This is a genomic window from Microcoleus sp. T3_D1 (assembly GCF_036700405.1).
GTDB lineage: Bacteria > Cyanobacteriota > Cyanobacteriia > Cyanobacteriales > Microcoleaceae > Microcoleus.
This window is the reverse complement of record NZ_JAUBOV010000018.1, coordinates 1-17,317: the sequence shown is the minus strand read 5'-3', so window position 1 is coordinate 17,317 and position 17,317 is coordinate 1. Positions and strand designations below refer to the sequence as shown.

At 44.7% G+C, this 17,317-nt stretch carries 15 protein-coding genes and 1 pseudogene; 5 read left to right on the top strand and 11 right to left on the bottom strand.

Features of this window, described 5'->3' with window-relative positions:
• Window positions 1–8: 8 nt before the first annotated feature.
• Both crtA and QT992_RS10595 read left to right on the top strand, forming a co-directional pair.
• The gene (gene crtA / locus QT992_RS10600; protein WP_333318648.1) at window positions 9–845 is read left to right on the top strand and encodes a cyanoexosortase A; all 837 of its coding nucleotides are present in this window, start codon (window positions 9–11) and stop codon (window positions 843–845) included.
• Window positions 846–1,010: 165 nt separating this feature from the next.
• Window positions 1,011–1,508 carry a 2TM domain-containing protein gene (locus QT992_RS10595; RefSeq protein ID WP_333318650.1) on the top strand — a complete coding sequence of 166 codons (498 nt, stop codon included), beginning with the start codon at window positions 1,011–1,013 and terminating at the stop codon, window positions 1,506–1,508.
• Window positions 1,509–1,744: 236 nt separating this feature from the next.
• Here QT992_RS10595 and QT992_RS10590 read toward each other — a convergent pair whose 3' ends face one another.
• From QT992_RS10590 to QT992_RS10550, 9 genes are all read right to left on the bottom strand, one after another.
• On the bottom strand, window positions 1,745–2,764 hold the full coding sequence (locus QT992_RS10590) for a CHAD domain-containing protein (protein WP_333318652.1): 1,020 nt from the start codon (window positions 2,762–2,764) through the stop codon (window positions 1,745–1,747).
• Between the two features lie 436 nt (window positions 2,765–3,200).
• Window positions 3,201–3,539, bottom strand: a complete 339-nt coding sequence (gene petJ, locus QT992_RS10585; protein WP_333318655.1) for a cytochrome c6 PetJ — start codon at window positions 3,537–3,539, stop codon at window positions 3,201–3,203.
• A 602-nt stretch (window positions 3,540–4,141) separates the two neighbouring features.
• Entirely contained in the window at window positions 4,142–4,642 is a 501-nt protein-coding gene (gene psbV2 / locus QT992_RS10580) for a photosystem II cytochrome PsbV2 (RefSeq protein WP_333318657.1), read from the bottom strand.
• Window positions 4,643–4,796: 154 nt separating this feature from the next.
• Window positions 4,797–5,285, bottom strand: a complete 489-nt coding sequence (gene psbV / locus QT992_RS10575; protein WP_333318659.1) for a photosystem II cytochrome c-550 — start codon at window positions 5,283–5,285, stop codon at window positions 4,797–4,799.
• Between the two features lie 145 nt (window positions 5,286–5,430).
• Complete coding sequence (locus tag QT992_RS10570) at window positions 5,431–5,622, bottom strand: translation initiation factor IF-2 (protein WP_333058460.1); 192 nt, start codon at window positions 5,620–5,622, stop codon at window positions 5,431–5,433.
• 380 nt (window positions 5,623–6,002) lie between these two features.
• A complete protein-coding gene (gene accD / locus QT992_RS10565) occupies window positions 6,003–6,953 on the bottom strand; it encodes an acetyl-CoA carboxylase, carboxyltransferase subunit beta (RefSeq protein ID WP_333376951.1) in 951 nt (316 codons plus the stop codon).
• A 129-nt stretch (window positions 6,954–7,082) separates the two neighbouring features.
• Window positions 7,083–7,304: a hypothetical protein gene (locus QT992_RS10560; RefSeq protein ID WP_333058464.1), complete on the bottom strand. Its 222-nt coding sequence runs from the start codon at window positions 7,302–7,304 to the stop codon at window positions 7,083–7,085.
• A 61-nt stretch (window positions 7,305–7,365) separates the two neighbouring features.
• Window positions 7,366–8,196, bottom strand: a complete 831-nt coding sequence (locus QT992_RS10555; RefSeq protein WP_333058465.1) for a prepilin peptidase — start codon at window positions 8,194–8,196, stop codon at window positions 7,366–7,368.
• Window positions 8,197–8,482: 286 nt separating this feature from the next.
• Window positions 8,483–8,743 carry a hypothetical protein gene (locus QT992_RS10550; RefSeq protein WP_333058467.1) on the bottom strand — a complete coding sequence of 87 codons (261 nt, stop codon included), beginning with the start codon at window positions 8,741–8,743 and terminating at the stop codon, window positions 8,483–8,485.
• 89 nt (window positions 8,744–8,832) lie between these two features.
• Here QT992_RS10550 and QT992_RS10545 point away from each other — a divergent pair, with 89 nt between their 5' ends.
• From QT992_RS10545 to QT992_RS10535, 3 genes and pseudogenes are all read left to right on the top strand, one after another.
• Entirely contained in the window at window positions 8,833–10,410 is a 1,578-nt protein-coding gene (locus QT992_RS10545; protein WP_333058469.1) for an adenylate/guanylate cyclase domain-containing protein, read from the top strand.
• A 95-nt stretch (window positions 10,411–10,505) separates the two neighbouring features.
• A pseudogene (locus tag QT992_RS10540) lies at window positions 10,506–11,575 on the top strand (IS630 family transposase).
• Between the two features lie 236 nt (window positions 11,576–11,811).
• A complete protein-coding gene (locus QT992_RS10535) occupies window positions 11,812–12,057 on the top strand; it encodes an FAD/NAD(P)-binding protein (RefSeq protein ID WP_333274892.1) in 246 nt (81 codons plus the stop codon).
• Window positions 12,058–12,173: 116 nt separating this feature from the next.
• On the opposite strand, the gene QT992_RS10530 is transcribed toward QT992_RS10535, so the two are convergent.
• Both QT992_RS10530 and QT992_RS10525 read right to left on the bottom strand, forming a co-directional pair.
• On the bottom strand, window positions 12,174–13,169 hold the full coding sequence (locus QT992_RS10530; RefSeq protein ID WP_333056908.1) for a tetratricopeptide repeat protein: 996 nt from the start codon (window positions 13,167–13,169) through the stop codon (window positions 12,174–12,176).
• Window positions 13,170–13,209: 40 nt separating this feature from the next.
• Window positions 13,210–16,536 (bottom strand): UvrD-helicase domain-containing protein, encoded by a 3,327-nt coding sequence (locus tag QT992_RS10525; protein ID WP_333056909.1) that lies wholly within the window; start codon window positions 16,534–16,536, stop codon window positions 13,210–13,212.
• Between the last annotated feature and the right edge of the window lie 781 nt (window positions 16,537–17,317).

Here is a 17,317-nt window from a genome sequence, read left to right as displayed (position 1 = left end):
TATCTAAAATGTTCAAGAGAAAAATTTTTTGGCTCATCATTATCGCCACAGCCTTAGTAACTCTGAATATGACACTCCTGTGGAAAGTGGACGATGTTGCTCATTTTTGGATGAGTATAGTTTTTTGGTGTGCTGTGGGTTCCCTGCTTTGGGACAACCAGGATATTCTCAAACAGCGTGAGATAAAAAGTGACCTATTATCGACAATAGCAGGGACGCTATTAATAGCTTTTATTTTATTTCAAAGTGCTGGGGTTTCCAGTAAATCCGATCCTTTTTTAAGACTGGCACCTTTTTTGTCTGGTTTAGGTTTGAGCCTGCTTGCAGTAGGTTATCAGAACTTAAAACTATTTTGGCGTGAATTGGTAATACTATTTTTTCATGGCACCCCCAGTGTCATTACGTTACCTTTAGTGGATTTTGTTACCTCGCTTACTGCTAAGACTGCTTATTATTCTTTGTGGTATGTCGGTTTTAATGTAACACGTGACGGTAATTATGTTGCTTTACCGACAGGAAGGGTGTTGGTAAATGGGGGTTGTTCGGGTATAGAGGCAATGAATTACTTATTAGGTTTAGCTGTAGTTTGTTTGGTGATGTTTCCTACTAAACAAAATAAGGCTTTGGTAATATGTGTCGCTGTCCTTTTTGGTTTTATTATTAATGTTTTTCGAGTGGCGGGAATGGCATTGTTAGTTGCATCTAATCGCCTAGATTTGTTTAAATATTGGCATGAGGGTGAAGGTTCTTTAGTGGTGGGGATGATTGCGGTGGTTTTGTTTGGGATCTTTTATCAATTTATGTTGAAACGAGATAGCCAACTTAGTCAAAGTGCGGGAAATTAATTAGTTGCAATTTGAGGAAATATATCGGTTATTCGATTTCCCCTCCCATAGTCAGGAGTCTCACTCAAATGTCCGGGTGTTGAAATCCGCCAATGTCACTACCTGTCCTTTAACTGCGTCTATATCTATCATAGAAAAGATGTCAGGAATTTTAGGAAACCTGTTATGGCGACAAATGAAAGTCAAATAAGTCAAGTTTACGGTTCAGAGGATGCTCAGGGTATTTTACAGCTTGCGATCGCGCGGCGACAGGATGAAGGGGAATTATCGAGAGTGCAGCTTTTCGAGATTGCAGCGGAATTGGGCATTTCCGAACAGGATATTGTAGCGGCGGAACAGCAATGGTTAGCAACTAGAGGAGAAGTTCAAGAAAAGCTGGTTTTTAACTCTTACCGTCGTCGCAACTTGCAGAAAAATGTGACCAAGTACGGCATTATCAATACTTTTTTAGTTTTGTTTAATTTAGCAGGTTCGCACGAGCTTTCTTGGTCGCTTTTCATTTTACTAACGTGGGGATTGGGATTGTCGCTGAATGCTTGGAATGTTTATCAAACTGAAGGCGAAGATTACGAAAAAGCGTTTCAGCGGTGGCGTTTGAAGAAACAGGTGGGACAGTCTATTGGTACTGCGACGAATAAGTTTATGAAGTGGTTGCAGTCGTGATTTGCTATGGTAAAAAACGCGATCGCCCTTTTTTTTACTTCACACTCGTGAAGTAATTCGGGTTTTAACTCGTTACTGGAAAGAATAATTGTTAAGGTTTTTTCTTGAACCTCTCCCCAAGCGCGATCGCCCTTTATTGAGTTACACAATGAAGGACACTGCAATGCCGTGTCCCTACAAATATCCCTCTTTTAGTCCCTCCCGGCAGCCGATCGCATTCTCTGGGCGCGAAAAACCTAACTTTCCTGGGGCAACTTTTCCTTAGCAGCATCTTCAACCATAGGATGAATTAAAGCCGATCGGAAACCTTGCCGCATTTCCGAATTCAAATACCTGCGCTGCAAAACCTGCCATTTTTGCCAAGCTGCATAGCGATTTTCGGCCAACAAACCAGCCAACTTCGGCAACTCTTTTTTCAGATCGCGATCGACAAAATCTGTCAGAAACTCGCCTAAAACTTCACTGTCTTGAATATCGCCCAAACATTCCTGAATAGCTTTCACATCTTCGACATAAACTTCGTAAGCCTCGCTGTAAAAATCCCCAAACAGATTCATCAAATAGCGAACCCGCTTAGCTTGCTTCCGCAAATCGTGCAGAATAGTTCCCTCGGCTGCTAACTTCTCTTCGACAGCCTCAGCATTTAAATCATCAGCAACTTTAACTTTGCCATCTTCATATTTTGTACCCAGCAACCAAGCCGGATGTAGGAAAAACTCGCTGACTTGAGGTAACAGTAAATCGGGCAAAACCTCAGCAATTGGCAAATGTTCGATCGCCTGAAACTTCGGTTTTTCCAGCCAATCCTCGATCGACTGCTTCAGCGAATCGTAGCTTTTGTGCTCTAAAATCGCCCTCACCCCTTTCAAAGCCCGGTGGCGCTGTTTGAGCAAATTCGACAACGCCTTATCCAAAACTTCCTGTTCCTCAGTCGGCAAATTCGGGTAATAGCGGTTTTGGAGACTTTCGAGCATCACATCCAAATCCCTGAGCGTTCCCAGAATCCGCCCCACCTTACCAATTTTGCCTTCAGAAGCCTCTTTTGGCAAATCTAAAACCGGAGCAAAACCCGTCACAGCCGATCGCAAGCGTCTCAATCCCACGCGCATTTGATGAAGTTCTTCGGCGTCTTGGTCTTTGAGAACTCCAGCCTCGTGCGCTACACTTTTGCGGAAATATTTCTCAATCGCCTCAGAGGCTGCGTCTCCGAGAGTTTTAACTTGAGTTTTAACTTTTGCTGATGTTTTTACGTTCATGGCAGGTGTAGATTCCAGATCCCCGATCGACTTTAATTTGGATTTCAAGGCTTTGCTAGTAAAGGGTTTACATCCTAGCACACCACCCCAATTTATGACTGGCTTCCATACATGAATCTTAATATTAGGTGCTTGACAGTTTATACAAAGTCAGTATTTAGCAATCTCAAATCTTTAAATCTTCAATTCTTCAATTCTTCAATTCTTCAATTCTTCAATTCTTCAATCCAAAATCTAAAATCTAAAATCTAAAATAAAATGTCCCTCCCTCGCCCTTGAGCTAATAAAAATCGGATTTCTGGCGCGCTTTCCCAAATAGGTTAAGATCGCTGCAAACCGATGTTTATTCGCCAAAGGGTGAGAGAGGGTGCGATCGGGAGGACAAGTTTTAAATTAAATCAAGCCCGCCCAGCTTGCCCGACTTCAAAGAGGCAGTTTAGCCTTTCCAGTCTTTCTCAGATTGCTCGAGCACGTAGGTTGCTACATCGTCGATTTGTTCGGGCTTCAAGCGGCCGGCGAAAGCAGGCATAGCATTTTTGCCCTTAGTTACCTGAGTGGTAATAGCTTCGAGAGAATTCATACCGTACTTCTCAAGAGCACTCTTTTTCAAGGTTTTCATGGCCATAACCACGTTGCCGCCACCGATGTGACAAGCAGCACAGTTCGAGCTAAAGATTTTAGCTCCTTTAACCGCATCACCTGCCAAAGCAGGGCGACCAAAGCCGACGGTAAAAATTGCGATCGCTAACAGGGCGATCGATAAGAGTCTTTTCAACGCAGTTCTCCTCTAATGGACACGCAAGGGGTGATTCTTTAGATATTTTACCTGGTGAAATACCTAGCACTGACCTTTTTTACAGTGTAGGCTTCGTGTCTCGTTTGCCGTTGCTCTGTTGGGTATCTCATTACAGAGATTCGTCACTGAAGACGATCCGAGTCTTACACAGCATTTCTGGGCTTTTACACCCTTTATCCCTTCGTAGGGAACCCACGCAGAAGCCCTGTTTCCCAAGGCAAAAACTATTTTCGTACAACAAACTTGGATTGTATTTTATGGTGGGACGTGCCTTACCAACCAGCGGTCTGTTCTTTCCCCCTTTCTCTGGCAGTTGTCCTTGGCCAAGCATATTACTGCTACTGTAGCCTGTTGTTTGCAGTCGAGTGGGTGGGTCGCAACCACTTATATCTTACACATTTTTTTGCTAGAGAAACAGTAAATTGTCGCTCTTTTTCATAGACGTTGCGAAAGCTTATATCCCGACGCCCAATTGAGTACAATTACAGCGTGGGACTTACGCCAAATTAGTTAAAACAGGCGCGATCGCTCAGTTGCATCGCCTTCTTTCGAGTAATTTACCACTTTTTGGCAGTGGCAGTTCAACTCTCAAAATTATCCACGCCCCAGCCCGGAGCTTTCTGAGCAGCCCGGATCACAAAAGCCGCTAAATTTTCAATCTCAGCCTGTGGCATCCAGCTTTCCGGCACTTGGCGGCACCAAAAAGTCTCCTCAGTACCGTCATAAGTCATCGGTTCTCTCAGATACGCCACCAGACTATTGATATTGTTGCGGGGAGGCGTTGCCCCCTTGAGGTCAGCCAAAGACAGAGATATGGTCGGATCGGGCAAATTAGCTCCTCCGACGTGACAATTCAGGCAACTTTGCTCGAACAATACCTTGCCTGCAGACAAATCCTGAGCCGAAAACAAGCGAGTATGTCCCTCAGAGTCCAACTCCAGAGCCACAGGTTCGCTGGCTTGTAAATACCTATTCACGTAAGAATCGGCAGCAGCCAAAACAGGTTGAGGAGCCAACAGCACGATCGGCAAAATAATTAACATCCCCAACAGAAAGCAGACAAAAGCACCACGACGCAGCATGAGGGACTACAACCTTTTGCGAGAATCAATGAGCCGGAGGTAAATTTTAGATTTCAGATTTTAGAGCGAAAAACGACCAGCCAGCAATTATTGCCGAACTTCAGCCCTCTCCGAATCCAAAATCCAAAATCTAAAATCTAAAATCTAAAATCGATTAGCGAGCGCCTTTGCCACCAGCCCACTGCTTGGAGACAATTTTTGGCTGCAACAGAATGTGACCGGCAATCGCGTACAAATCGTCATCCGAGAGATTTCTCATCTCAGCGAAAATATCCGCGCTCTTGGTACTCGGATGCAGTTCCGAAATTTCCTCAAACCCGTCGTAAGTGGTGGGATTTTTCATAAAGTCCACCAGCGACTCAATATTATTCCGGGGCGGGTTGGCCAAAGCCAGAGTTTCCGGGCTCAAATTCACGTTCGGGTCAGTTTTGGTCATGCCCGCAGCGTGACATTGAGCGCAAGCCGAATTGAACAGGCGTTTGCCTTGCTCAACTTGTTTGAGGCTCAGCACCACTGGAGTACCCTTGTCATTCAAAGGCAGAGTGCGAAGTTCAGGACTCAGTTCGATAGCCATCGCACTGCTGACAAATAACTGAAATGTCAAGAATACAGCGGTCAGAGCAATGAAATATCTTTTAAGCATGGTTCTCCTTAAAAAAATCCGGCAAATTATTGAACGCTAAGAGATCATACCTGGCAAACAGATTTGTGTTCAAAATTCCCTGAGTCTGCAACAACTGGCGAAAGTTTGTGCAGCCATACCTTTAAAGGTAGAGGAATTTTGCGATCTAATCTGCAAGAAGTTTTGAGTCGCGCCTTTTTTCGAGAGTGGACATAATTGCCTTAACATCCTCCAAAGCCAAACGGGTTTGAGGGTGCTTGTAGGCAATTTCCAACTCGTCGCACAAGCGGATCACTTCTTCAACAGGGACGTTGAAGTCCTCTGCTATTTCTGCGATGGACAGGTCTGCAAAACCCATAATTTTTAGGTCGCTGACAGGTCAAAATTGAGTTGACGGCTATTAACTGAAAGCCGGACAATTTTAGAAAGCGCTGTTAGCTTGTTCTGTTAGTTTGTTCTGAGATTTTGTTCGATCGCAAGCTAACTAACCGCTAACTGCGACTAGGCATTTTTGCCCAGCCTAACTTCAGGGCCAATCAACTTCCGATCAATATCATCCCACTGCTGGGTCGTTATTACCAATAGGAGTTGCGCGGGCGGGGATCAAAACCCGGTGTCTGCGTGAACGTCTCGTTAACAAACTAAATATTTTTGGTAGAAGCCGGGTTTTGAGCAATTCCTCAGAAATTTCCCTCGGTGCCCCGCACTCACCAACAGACAATCCTCCGGCGCAGCAGCTTACGGAGCAAGTTTGAAAGCGTGAGTCTGCGGGGGCAAAGCGTGACTGTCGCTGGCTTCGAGGGCGGGAAATTCCGAGCCGGCCAAGAAAGGCTGGGGCTGGTGGAGGCTGATGAGCTGACCGAGAGTTTTCTTTAATTGAGTCCGGGGTACAATCAAGTCTACAAAACCGTGGGCGAAGGAGTATTCGGAAGTTTGATAATTTTCCGGCAGCTTTTCCCGCAGAGTTTGCTCGATTACTCGGCCGCCCGTAAAGGCCACAGTAGCTTTTGGCTCTGCAATTATAATGTCTCCCAGCATGGCAAAACTGGCGGTGACGCCGCCGGTGGTCGGGTGGGTCAAAATCGGGATGTAAAGCAGTCTCGCTTCCCGGTGGCGTTCCAGAGCCCCGGAAATTTTAGCCATTTGCATCAAGCTGAGCATTCCTTCTTGCATTCTTGCACCGCCGGAAGCGCAGACTATAATCGCGGGCAGGCGTTCCCGCGTGGCGTGTTCGATGAGGCGAGTCAGCTTTTCTCCGACTACTGAGCCCATGCTGCCGCCGATGAACTGAAATTCCATGACTCCGAGGGCGACTGGCAAATTTTCGAGTTTGCCGATGCCTGTTTCTACGGCGTCTAGGTGGCCTGTTTTTTCCTGAAATTCTCGGAGTCGATCGCTATATTTTTTGCGATCGCGAAATTTAAGGGGATCTGTGGCGTGCAGTCCTTCGTTAAGGGGCACCCAGGTATTGGGATCGATCAACTGCTCGATGCGATCGTCACTGTAAACTCTGATATGATGCCCGCATTCCAAGCAAACCATTTGATTTGCTCGCAGGTCTTTGGTATAACTGAGGGCACCGCAAGCTTCGCATTTATTCCAAAGTCCGTCCGCAATTTCTCGTTCCGGCCGTTCTTGGGAGTTCGGTACTGATTTTCGTCGATTTGCAAACCAATCAAATAGAGACATTAAAACTTGGTAATTGGTAATTGGTAATTGGTAATTGGGAATTGGTAATTGGTAATTAGTAATTGTTAGTTGTTAGTTGCTAGTTGTCAATTGCTAGTTGTTCAGTGACTAATGACTAATGACTAATGACTAATCACCCGCTTCTGGCTCATCTTCAACGGGACTGATGAGGAGCGATGCTGTTCGCTGGTGTTCTGGAAGAACTTGCAGGGCTGTAGCACTTCCAGCCCCCAAATAAGATGCTATGCCCAAGTCTACAATCCGGGCCGGGATTTCATGGGCAGCTAGGAGCTGCTGCATTAATTCCGCTTCCCAACGAAAGCTAGTTGTTGTAAGTGTAATCCAAGACACGGAACAATTTTACCAATTTTTGAGACAATGTTATGTTCGATCGCGCCTGACTGCCTGCCGATCAGAAACTAAAATTCGGAAAAAACAACTGCAAGTAAGTAGATAAGATCGCTTCGCCCCACAGAGCAGTAATTGCTGCACCGAGAGCCAGAAACGGGCCGAAAGGCATGGGTTGACGCCGATCGAGCCAGCCGAGGGCGATCGCCCCGCCACCGACAAAAGCCCCGGCGACACAGGCAATAAATCCCGCTAGCAGCAAGTATTTCCACCCCAGCCAAGCTCCCATCAAGGCTGCCAATTTGGTATCTCCGGCGCCCATAGCATTCTGCCCCAGCCCGATCGTCCCGGCGAGTCCGATCGCGTCAAACAGCCACAACCCGACAACTGCTCCCGCGATCCCATCGAGTACCAGATAGTTTACCGAGTCGATCGAACTAAATGTCGGCCACCAACCTTTCGCCACCTGGAAAACCAATCCGAGCACCAAACCCGATCGAGTTAATGAATTAGGCAAAGTCATTGTATCGCAATCAATCAAAGACAAAGCCAACAGCCAGCTAAACAAAGCCCAAAAACCAAGAGTTTGCACTGTTACGCCAAACCGCCAAAAGATTAGCAAAAACAGCAAACCCGTAGCTGCTTCCACCAGTGGATAGCGGACAGAAATCCGACTGCGGCAGTGATTGCAGCGGCCTCGGAGCCACAGCCAACCGAAAACGGGTATATTTTCGTAAGTTCTGAGTTGATTTAAACATTTGGGACAGCGAGAAGGAGGGTTGATCACCGACAAACCCGCAGGCAACCGATAGACTACCACATTTAGAAAGCTGCCAATAGCCGATCCGACAATAAAGACGATCGCCATGACAAGGCAATTAAAGATTATTTCCATTAAGTTGACTGTTGACTGTTCACTGTTGACTGGGGTTATGTATCACTTGTTACTTCTCAATAGTTAGTTCTCAGTTGTTAGAGCTTGTACGGTCAATTACCCATCATAAAAGGTATTAATAGTCAAGAATGCAAGTTTTCATAAAATCCTGAAAACATGGCTCTTCACTAGAAACCTATTTTAGTGCGAGCGTTCGAGGGGACATAATATTAGTGACTAATTACCAATTCCCCATGCCCTATGCTTAATTATCAATTACCAATTACCACCAATGACCAATTAGCAATTAATACATTTGAGATTCAATTTCCTCAAAAGTAACAAAACGTTCACCGGGCAATAAAATCGGCTGCGAAGCAAAAATTACCTGACCTCGATCGCTTCCTTGACTGACAACTACACCCGCCGGACGCTGCATCTGCTCGGAATGCACTTTCAGATACATACCATAGGCCGATCGAGCAGCTCGGATCAAATCGGGAGCTAGCAAGCTGTGACGTTCGGAAGTTTCTCTAGTGGGTTGTGGGTTTGGCTGGTATGGAGTCACTGGAAACTTATCATAATGGTATAAAGTCGAGCTATTGGTGTTGCCTCTACATTGATAGAACTTACCCTATTTTTTAAGAATAAACTTAGGTGGAAATTATTAATAGATTAACCTACAATCCTCCCTTGGCTGCGATCGAACTGCGGCTGCGATCGCTCCTTTCCGCTCAACTGTACGCTGCTGCGTGGGTAGATCCGTCCCCCGCAACGCTAATGGGGGTTTTCGATCACCTGCGAACTCTGCGCTACATCCTCCATGACTACGTGCCCCGGCCCGTGTCCGAATCTCCGCCCAACCCAGGGGAGGTGCGCTACCAGTGGCAAACAGGCACCTTGCTGTTTACCGATTTGGCAGGGTTTACCTCGCTGTTGGAAGCGAACGCTACCCAGGGGCGCAAGGGAGCTGAAACCCTGCTGGGCGTGATTAACGACTATTTTGCCTCAATGATTGAAATTGTCAGCAAATCGGGCGGGGATTTGCTGGAGTTTACCGGAGATGCGATGCTGGTGCAGTTTCCGTCAGGGGTTTACCAAGAGGATACAGCGAGGGCGGTGCGGGCGGGTTTGCGGATGCAGCGGGCGATGGCTGAATTTGCCAATATTGAAACGGCGCGGGGTGTTTTGTCTTTGAGGATGCGGGTGGGCATCCACTGCGGGCGCTATATTAGTGCTGACATCGGTACGCCGCTGCGGATGGCTCACGTACTGCTGGGGCATTCAGTCCAGCAAGCTAAGCAAGCTGAGGGTTCTGGGACTGTGGGGCGGGTGTGTGTGACTGAAACTGCTAGAGAGTCTTTGGGAGAGCAATTTCGTTTTGAACCTGGGAAGCAGGGTTATTTTTTGGTGGCGGACGATTTCACGGACGATAGACTCGGAGAGTATGATATCACTTTGACTGGGCGGCGGATGCCGAGTTCGGTATTGCTCGATCGCAGCGTCGGGGGCTTGGTAAAAGAAATCGGGGAAGCTGTGAATCGGCTTGAACCCCTTGCTAGTTATATTCCCAAAACTATCCTGAGACTGCTGGTGGAAAATGCAGACAGGCGGAAAATTCCGCCGGATTTTCCTGAACCGACGGTGATGTTTGTCAACTTGATAGGTTTACCAGAGTCTGTAGACAAAGCTTCGCTGGAGGAAGAAGTCAATCTGATAGTTGCTTTTTCTAGGGTGTTTGCGTCGATCGATGCTGTAGTCTCAGCTAAAGGGGGCGTGTTGCAAAAAGTAACGGCGCACTTAGACGGTTCGGATATGCTGATTTATTTTGGCGTGCCCGACGCTAACAGGGATGACGCCAGCCGCGCGGCTAGTGCGGCGATTGCGATCCGAGATATGATTGCAGGTTTGCCTCTGGTAATTATCGCGGGTGAAGAAGTAAAAGTAAGCTGTCAAATTGGGCTATCCCTGGGGCCGGTGTTTGCTGCTGAGGTTGGGGAACCGCGAGGGCGCAGGGAGTTTAATATTCTCGGCGATACGGTGAATACGGCGGCTCGGTTGATGAGCAAGGCGGGGGAAAACCAAATTTTGATTGGTGAAAGGGTGTGTGAGTCGATCGAGCTAAACTTTATTTGCGAGGCTTTGGGATCTGTTGCTCTGAAGGGGAAATCTGCTCAAACTCCGATTTTTGCTTTGCAAGGTGCAAAAGGGGAGAAGGGAAAAGGGGGCGTTTAAATAACTTTGCTGGGCAATAAGTAGGTAGGCGTAAAAAAACCAAATCATGTTAAGATAAGTAAACACTCAAGATTTGATTTACAAAATCAACAAATATGGGCGCACGTTTAAGAGTATTTCTCAATGAAGAAGAAGACCGAACACTATTTGAATTGAGGACAGCAACAACAGTACCTCAAAAAGTAAAAGATCGAGCACAAATTATTAGATTGAACTCCCAGGGATGTTATGTAGAGGAGATAGCAGCTCATTTTAAGTGTAGAGAGCAAACAATTAGAGAAGTAATTCATCGGTGGGTGAAAATGGGTTTGGCAGGATTATGGTCAACCAAAGGCAGAGGGGTCAAACCCAAATGGAAAGAATCAGACATTGTTCATCTAGAAGAATGTCTCAAAAATGAACCACGCAGATATAATAGTCGTCAACTTGCTCAAAAATTAGAACAGGAACGCGGCGTCAAATTAAGCCCTGACAGATTAAGACGCATCCTCAAAAAAAAAAGATTATTTGGAAACGAACCCGACCAAGCCATAAAGACAAACAAGACCCATTACAACGCTCGATAAAACAGGCAGATCAAGATATGTTAGAGTTGGCAGCGGCGGCGGGAGAAATCGATCTGAAATATCTGGATGAATCAGGTTTTTGCTTGTGGAGTTCCACTGGATATACCTATTACCCAATTGGAGCGCAAAAACGGCTAGAGCAAACGAAACGAAGGGGTCGAAGACTTAGTATTTTAGGCTTGCTACAGCCGTGTGTCAGTTTCGCGTATGGGTTGGCGGTCGGGAGTTTTAGCAGCAAATCATATATCACTATGATGGAAAATGAAGCACAACAAGCTGAGCTGGAAATGAAATTAACTGGACGGATCAGAGTGATAATTCAAGATAATGGTCCCATACACAAATCCCTGGATGTCCAACAAAAATGGTCTCAGTGGGAAAGCCAGGGATTGTATATTTTCTTTCTCCCTAAATACTGTTCAGAAATGAACAAGATTGAACTGGAATGGCAACAACTTAAAAATCATGAACTGGTCGGAAAAATGTTTGAAGATGAACTCGCTCTTGCCTACGCAGTAATGGATGGAATTGAAGCGAGAGGGCGACGAGGAAATTATACAACTAATCGCTTTAAATTCAGTTCCAATTCTAGTTGTTAACATTTCTTTACTTACCTTTGTTTTTTTATACCGACCTACTTAATGGGGGCGTTGCTTAATCAGGGCATGAAAAAAATCAATTAAAAATCCAGAAGCTTTGTGGATAGTGGTTTCTAGGACTTGCATATTTAGCCTTTCCTACCGTAAATCAGCAACGCCATAATAGCATACTACTGGTCAATTGAGAGCATGACAAACCATTACCGCATCATTATTATGCGCGATCGTACCCCAAAATATTAAAACACGGTAAATCGCTCAAATTAGCGTATATTGTCTGTAATACTCCAACAACGATCGCGAGGTTCGGTGCTGGCTTTAGTGGTTCTCTAGTAGCGACTCACCTGTTAAAAACAGCTAACCGCCCCTTGCTAATCAAGCTGATTGAGCGCGATCGCGATATAGGCAAGGGAGTTGCCTATAGCACCACCAACAGTCCAGTTGGTCTTTTAACCATTGATCTTGAGTGTGCCTTGCTGTAAGATAAAAATCAGGTATACTACCGTTAAGTTAAGGCTGGACTAGCCTAACGGCTTTTCCCCTAGCAGTTAAATTAGAGGAAGTTTGTTTAAATCCCGCTAGATGACACCCTCAATTGTTACTGCTGCATTTTCCTAATTATATTTAGTGCATCTTGATAGTCCGCCATCTTGCCATTTTGCTTATAAAGCTCTGCTGCTTTCTTAAGATCGTTGAGTGCTTCCTGAAAAGCTCCAAGGATACGATAAGTACGACCTCGGTTATAGTAGGCATCAGCATCACGGCTATTAATCATAATTACCTTACTGTAGGCAACAAGAGCACCTAGATGATTACCCATTTTGCCGTAAGCAACTCCTTTGTTGAGGTAAGCCTCGGCATGATTAGGATTAATTTGTATCGCTCGCTCAAAGTCTTGAAGAGCTGATTGATTTTCTCCAATAGCTATATAGACTAGGCCCCGTTCAGTATAGGCATCTGAATCGCTTGGGTCTAACTTGATAGAAAGGGTAAAGTCTTCAATTGCTCTTTGGTAATCTTGCCGTCGGGAATATAGAACACCCCGGTTGTAGTAGGCAAGAGCATGGTAAGGATTGCACCAAAGTGCCATATCAAAGTTTTTCATGGCTGCTTCGTAGTTACCAGTACCAGCACCTTGGTTAATATAAAATTCAGATTCTATCTTGTTAGGATAAAGTTGTTTTAATTGCGCCACTGTTTGTTTAAAATATGGCATATTTCCTTGCTCTAAATAAAGCATTGCTTTTCGCTGCAAATCATCAATGATACTCTGGCGGTCAGGATTTTCCCCTTCTGAATCGCTTGGTACAAAATCTAATTTTATTGTTAGACCTGTGTTTTCCTGATTTATCCTGTAGGCTATCTTCTTTTGAAGATCATATTGCCACCCAGGAATGCGACCTTCTATTAAAGCTTTTGTGGCTTTGTGTTCTTTGTGTTCTCCATTTGACCCTTTTTCAATAATCCCTATTTCATATAAGTGCTGGTATAATTCTTCTACCATGTTCGATTTGGGAGAACTCCCAAATCCTTTCTTGGTATTACCTTTACCATAATTAGGGTCTAGTTTTTTCCGGCGCTTTGCTTTTCCCATCGGTCAAATCTCCTTTTGAGGTAATTTTTTAGGAATTTATTTATGGGCAGTCTTGCCCAATCTTATCAAGTAGCTGTGAAATAAAACCACCTGAAGTTTCAGTATTGGCGAGCGCCTTCCAGGGTAAACCCATAATAACACGCCGCCCTTCATCCTGTAACACTCCATCTGGTGGGCAACCTGCTACAGAACCTTGTCCTTTAATTGAATTAAGATAACCCTTAGCAGCAACTTTGCTCATTCTTCCTTGCTTGAGCATAGTTACAGCCCCAAGGTGCAATAATAGCGTCGGATCTTGAAAGGGCCAGAATGCCAAAACTCCAAATTTTCCATTTTGAGCCAATGCTGCGTTTAGATCGAAGGAATTATCTTCAGCTATTGCAGATTTACGGAGGCCGTAGTCAAAGGAGATTAGTAAAGAATGAAGCTGCATGGCACGTTCAGCTTCATCTAGTCGTCCAGCAGAGGCAAGTACCTTATATACACTGCTATAAAGCGGACACCAAGTTGGCATCTCTTGGAAAAGTTCACTGTAAATAGCAAAAGCAGCATCAAAATTGTTCCTTCGTTTGTAATCTACTGCCTGGGATACTCGACTTTGGACTCCGTTGTAATAATCCCAATGGTTAATATCGTTAGCAAAAGATGCGATTGTATGCCGATATTCCAGACTTTTTCCCATCCATTTGAATGCTTCCTCTGTGTTGAGAAGCAGCAATTTATTGAGAGTGGTTTCAGTATCACTAGAATTTTGGTTTATGTAAATTCCTGCTAACTCTGCTGTTGGTTCATCAGACTCTAGGTTTATGTTGGCATCAACATCATTAAAGCTGTGAGGTATAATTCTGTTTCTGCACTCCTCAGCTTTCTCTGAAATTCCTGCTAACTCATATTGCTCAGCCGCTTGCTCCCAATACTTCCTTTTTTCAAATTCTTTTGCTCTACATTCAGCAGATTTATGTGTCATTTGTGCTAACTTATAGTGCTCTGCTGCCTTGAGCCATTGCTGTTTCTGTTCAAACTCAACTGCCAGAATTTCTGCTTTCTTTTGTTCATTACCACTCTTTAACCAACAACGTTTAGCATCTTCAAATCGGCCCATATTGTCCCATAGCTGCGCTGCATCTTCCCACACTTTAGTGGTTTCAAACGCTTTAGCCTCACAGATTTTCTGCCTCGGAGAATTACCAGCCTTTTCCCAACAGTTAGCTGCTTCTTGCCACTGACCAGTTTTCTCAAACAGTTGAGCCGCTTGTTGCCAGTCTTGCAATTTAACAAGAATCTGGGCTGCTTCACTGTACTTACCCTCCTGTAACAGGAGTTTAGCTGTAGTTTGCCGCTGTAATTCAATATCTCCTGACTTCTCGAAACACTCTATCGCCTGACGGTAAAAGCCACATTCCAGATAGTAACACCCACGCTCGCGCCACATTTCCTCAGTAGGCTCAACTCGATTTTCTCTGACTGATTCAGAATTTATCGGTTGCAAAAAACTTACCAATTCTTCTTGACTCCAAACAGCCGAAAGTTGAGTTTCCCAAATATTCAAAATTCGACGAGCGCGAGTAACTGCAACATAAAGTAAGTTTAATTCCAGCCGCAATTCTGGCTGCTCAGTTTCATTGAGCGATCGCTTGCTCCCCAATACTCTACTCCATAAAGATTGGCGCGGCTTGAAAAACTCTACTAAGAACACTGTATCAAATTCTAACCCTTTAGCTTCCTCAATCGTAAATACAAAGCTAGATTGGAATTGTTCAGAAAGTCTTTGTTTATCCGCCTCAGTTCTGACAAGGATGGCATCATCTGGATTTAGCTGCCCTAAACTTGGTTGTAGAGTTTCTAAAGGTGCAGCAATTAATCTAGCACACTCACCATAACTGCTAGTTGGTTGCCCTATATCACCTATCCGTTCTCGCAACAGGCGGTAGCGCAATTTCAGAATTTGATTGGCTAAATTTACCAATGAACCAACGCTGCGGAAATTAAAGTTTAATGTTTTCTGAATCGCTTGACGCTGACCTTTAAAAAACTTGGTTTTTAAATCTTCCCAACGGAACCCACTGGGGCTAATCATCTGGTGTAAATCCCCAGCAAAGAAGAGATGACCCCCAGGAGCAACAAGCCTTACCAACAGTTCTAACTGTAATTCGGTAAAGTCCTGTACCTCATCACAGACAATTAATTGATAGCGTTCGCCTTTTCCTTGCCAGATGGTTTGTAAAACTTTTCGCGCTAAATCTATCTCATCAAAACGCCCTTCTTTTTTTAACAAACCTTGATACCACTCTGCCACCTTATAGACTTTATGGCGATTGTTTTGAGGAATTACCGATGAGCGTTTCTTACCCAACTGCTCGTACTGTTTCTGAGAAAACTGATAGTAACTTGTCTCTAGATGTGCCCCTTTAATGATACTGCGGATTTCATCCCAAACTAAGGCAGGTGAATAAGGTTGGTAAGATTGACGGCGGTAAAGTTGCTCAAAAATTTGGTATGTCACCTCATCTTCAGGGATATAAAATTGCCCAGATTGTGACAGACTCTCTAGACACAAATCTCGAATAGTTTTAAAATGGAAAACAGACTCAATTTCAGAACTGCTCCCACTAACCAGACGCTTAAATTGTTTCTGTGCTTCTTTAACTAAAATCGGGTTGTAAGCGACATAGAGGCGTTTTCCATCTGGTAAAGTCTCTAAACTTTTGAGTAAGCGATACAGTCCTACTGTAGTTTTACCAGTGCCCGCACTGCCAGATAGCAATAGGTTTCCGTAGAGTTTCACCAGTTCATATTCTTCTGGCGTGAGTTTGAGTGGTAAATCAGCATCTTGCTGAATAATTGCCCGTTGCCATTCTAATTCTGAATCAATTATTCGCCATTGAACATTGCCTAAAAGTTCATCGGTGAAGCTAGGAACAAGCTGTAATTCTTCTATTTGTGCTGCATCCAGAGCAGACTGTTCGGCTGGGGTGAGAACTGGCCGCTCGTCCAAGATATTCCCGATCGCTTCTACCACCTCAGCATCAAGCCATTGGGCATCAGGAGTTTGATTTCTAGCTTTAGCCCGTCGGGATACATCATCATGATCTAAACAAATATCCTGAATGGCGATATAGGTTTGTCGCTCTCCCGTGTCAGGTTGCCTCGATTTGTTGTAAGTAAAAATTAGACGGCTAGCCTGAGTAATCCTGGCTTCCCAAACTCTCTTGGCTATGCCTTTCAGTTTTTTGACCCGCAAGCCACCATCAAATTGCTGCTGCCTCAGCTTTTCGATGCACTCCCATACCCTTGCCTTCAGGTTACTATCCAATTCTGTACGGAGGAAATCTACTACATCAGGGTGTAAGACAGCAGCTAGCAACATATTTGCAATTAGCTTAGGTAGTGATGATCTATTTTATACCCATTGGTGTCAACTTAAACAGTCAACCCCCAGATTTCCTTCGCGTAAGCGGTATTACTGGTAATGTTAACAGGCACGAGCGCGCTCTATGCTTAATCTTGCGTGGCTCCCAGTCGGTGTGAGCGCTCAGGGGGAGCGATCGCTCTGTCAAAAAATAGCGATCGCACGCCTCGTACAGTCCTTAAGTTGGCACCAATGACGGGGGCGCTACCCCTACTTACTAGAAAAATTACATAACATCCATCCCTGCGTCTTCAGAGTGGGGATTTTTAATTACCTGGTTTCCAAACTACTTCTTCAACTTTGAGCTGCTTGGGAATTAAGCCAAGTTCAAAAAAAGTATCCGCAATTTCCTGTTGCTCGGCAACCATATCAGCTTGGATCGGTTCAAATCCATAACTCCGCCGTCGAGTTACTACATCTAAGATAGAAACATCAATTTTCAGAATGGGTGCGAGAATCTTGGCTACTTCTTCAGGATTCGCATCTGCCCAAGTCGCTACTGCTTGAGTTTCTTCTCTAATTGCCTCAATGATTTTGAGATTTGGCTGAGCAAATGACTTATTAGCTAAGTAAAAATCTCGGTTAGCTGCTAGTCCTTTACTAAGCTGTTCAGCATCTAAAACGCATATTGTATGGTATAATATGATAATTTACCGAGAAATTCAATGCCTACTAAAAACTTCCTCAGTTCAGAAACAAAGGAAACTCTGCAACAAGCATTAAAAGACCATGAGCATCC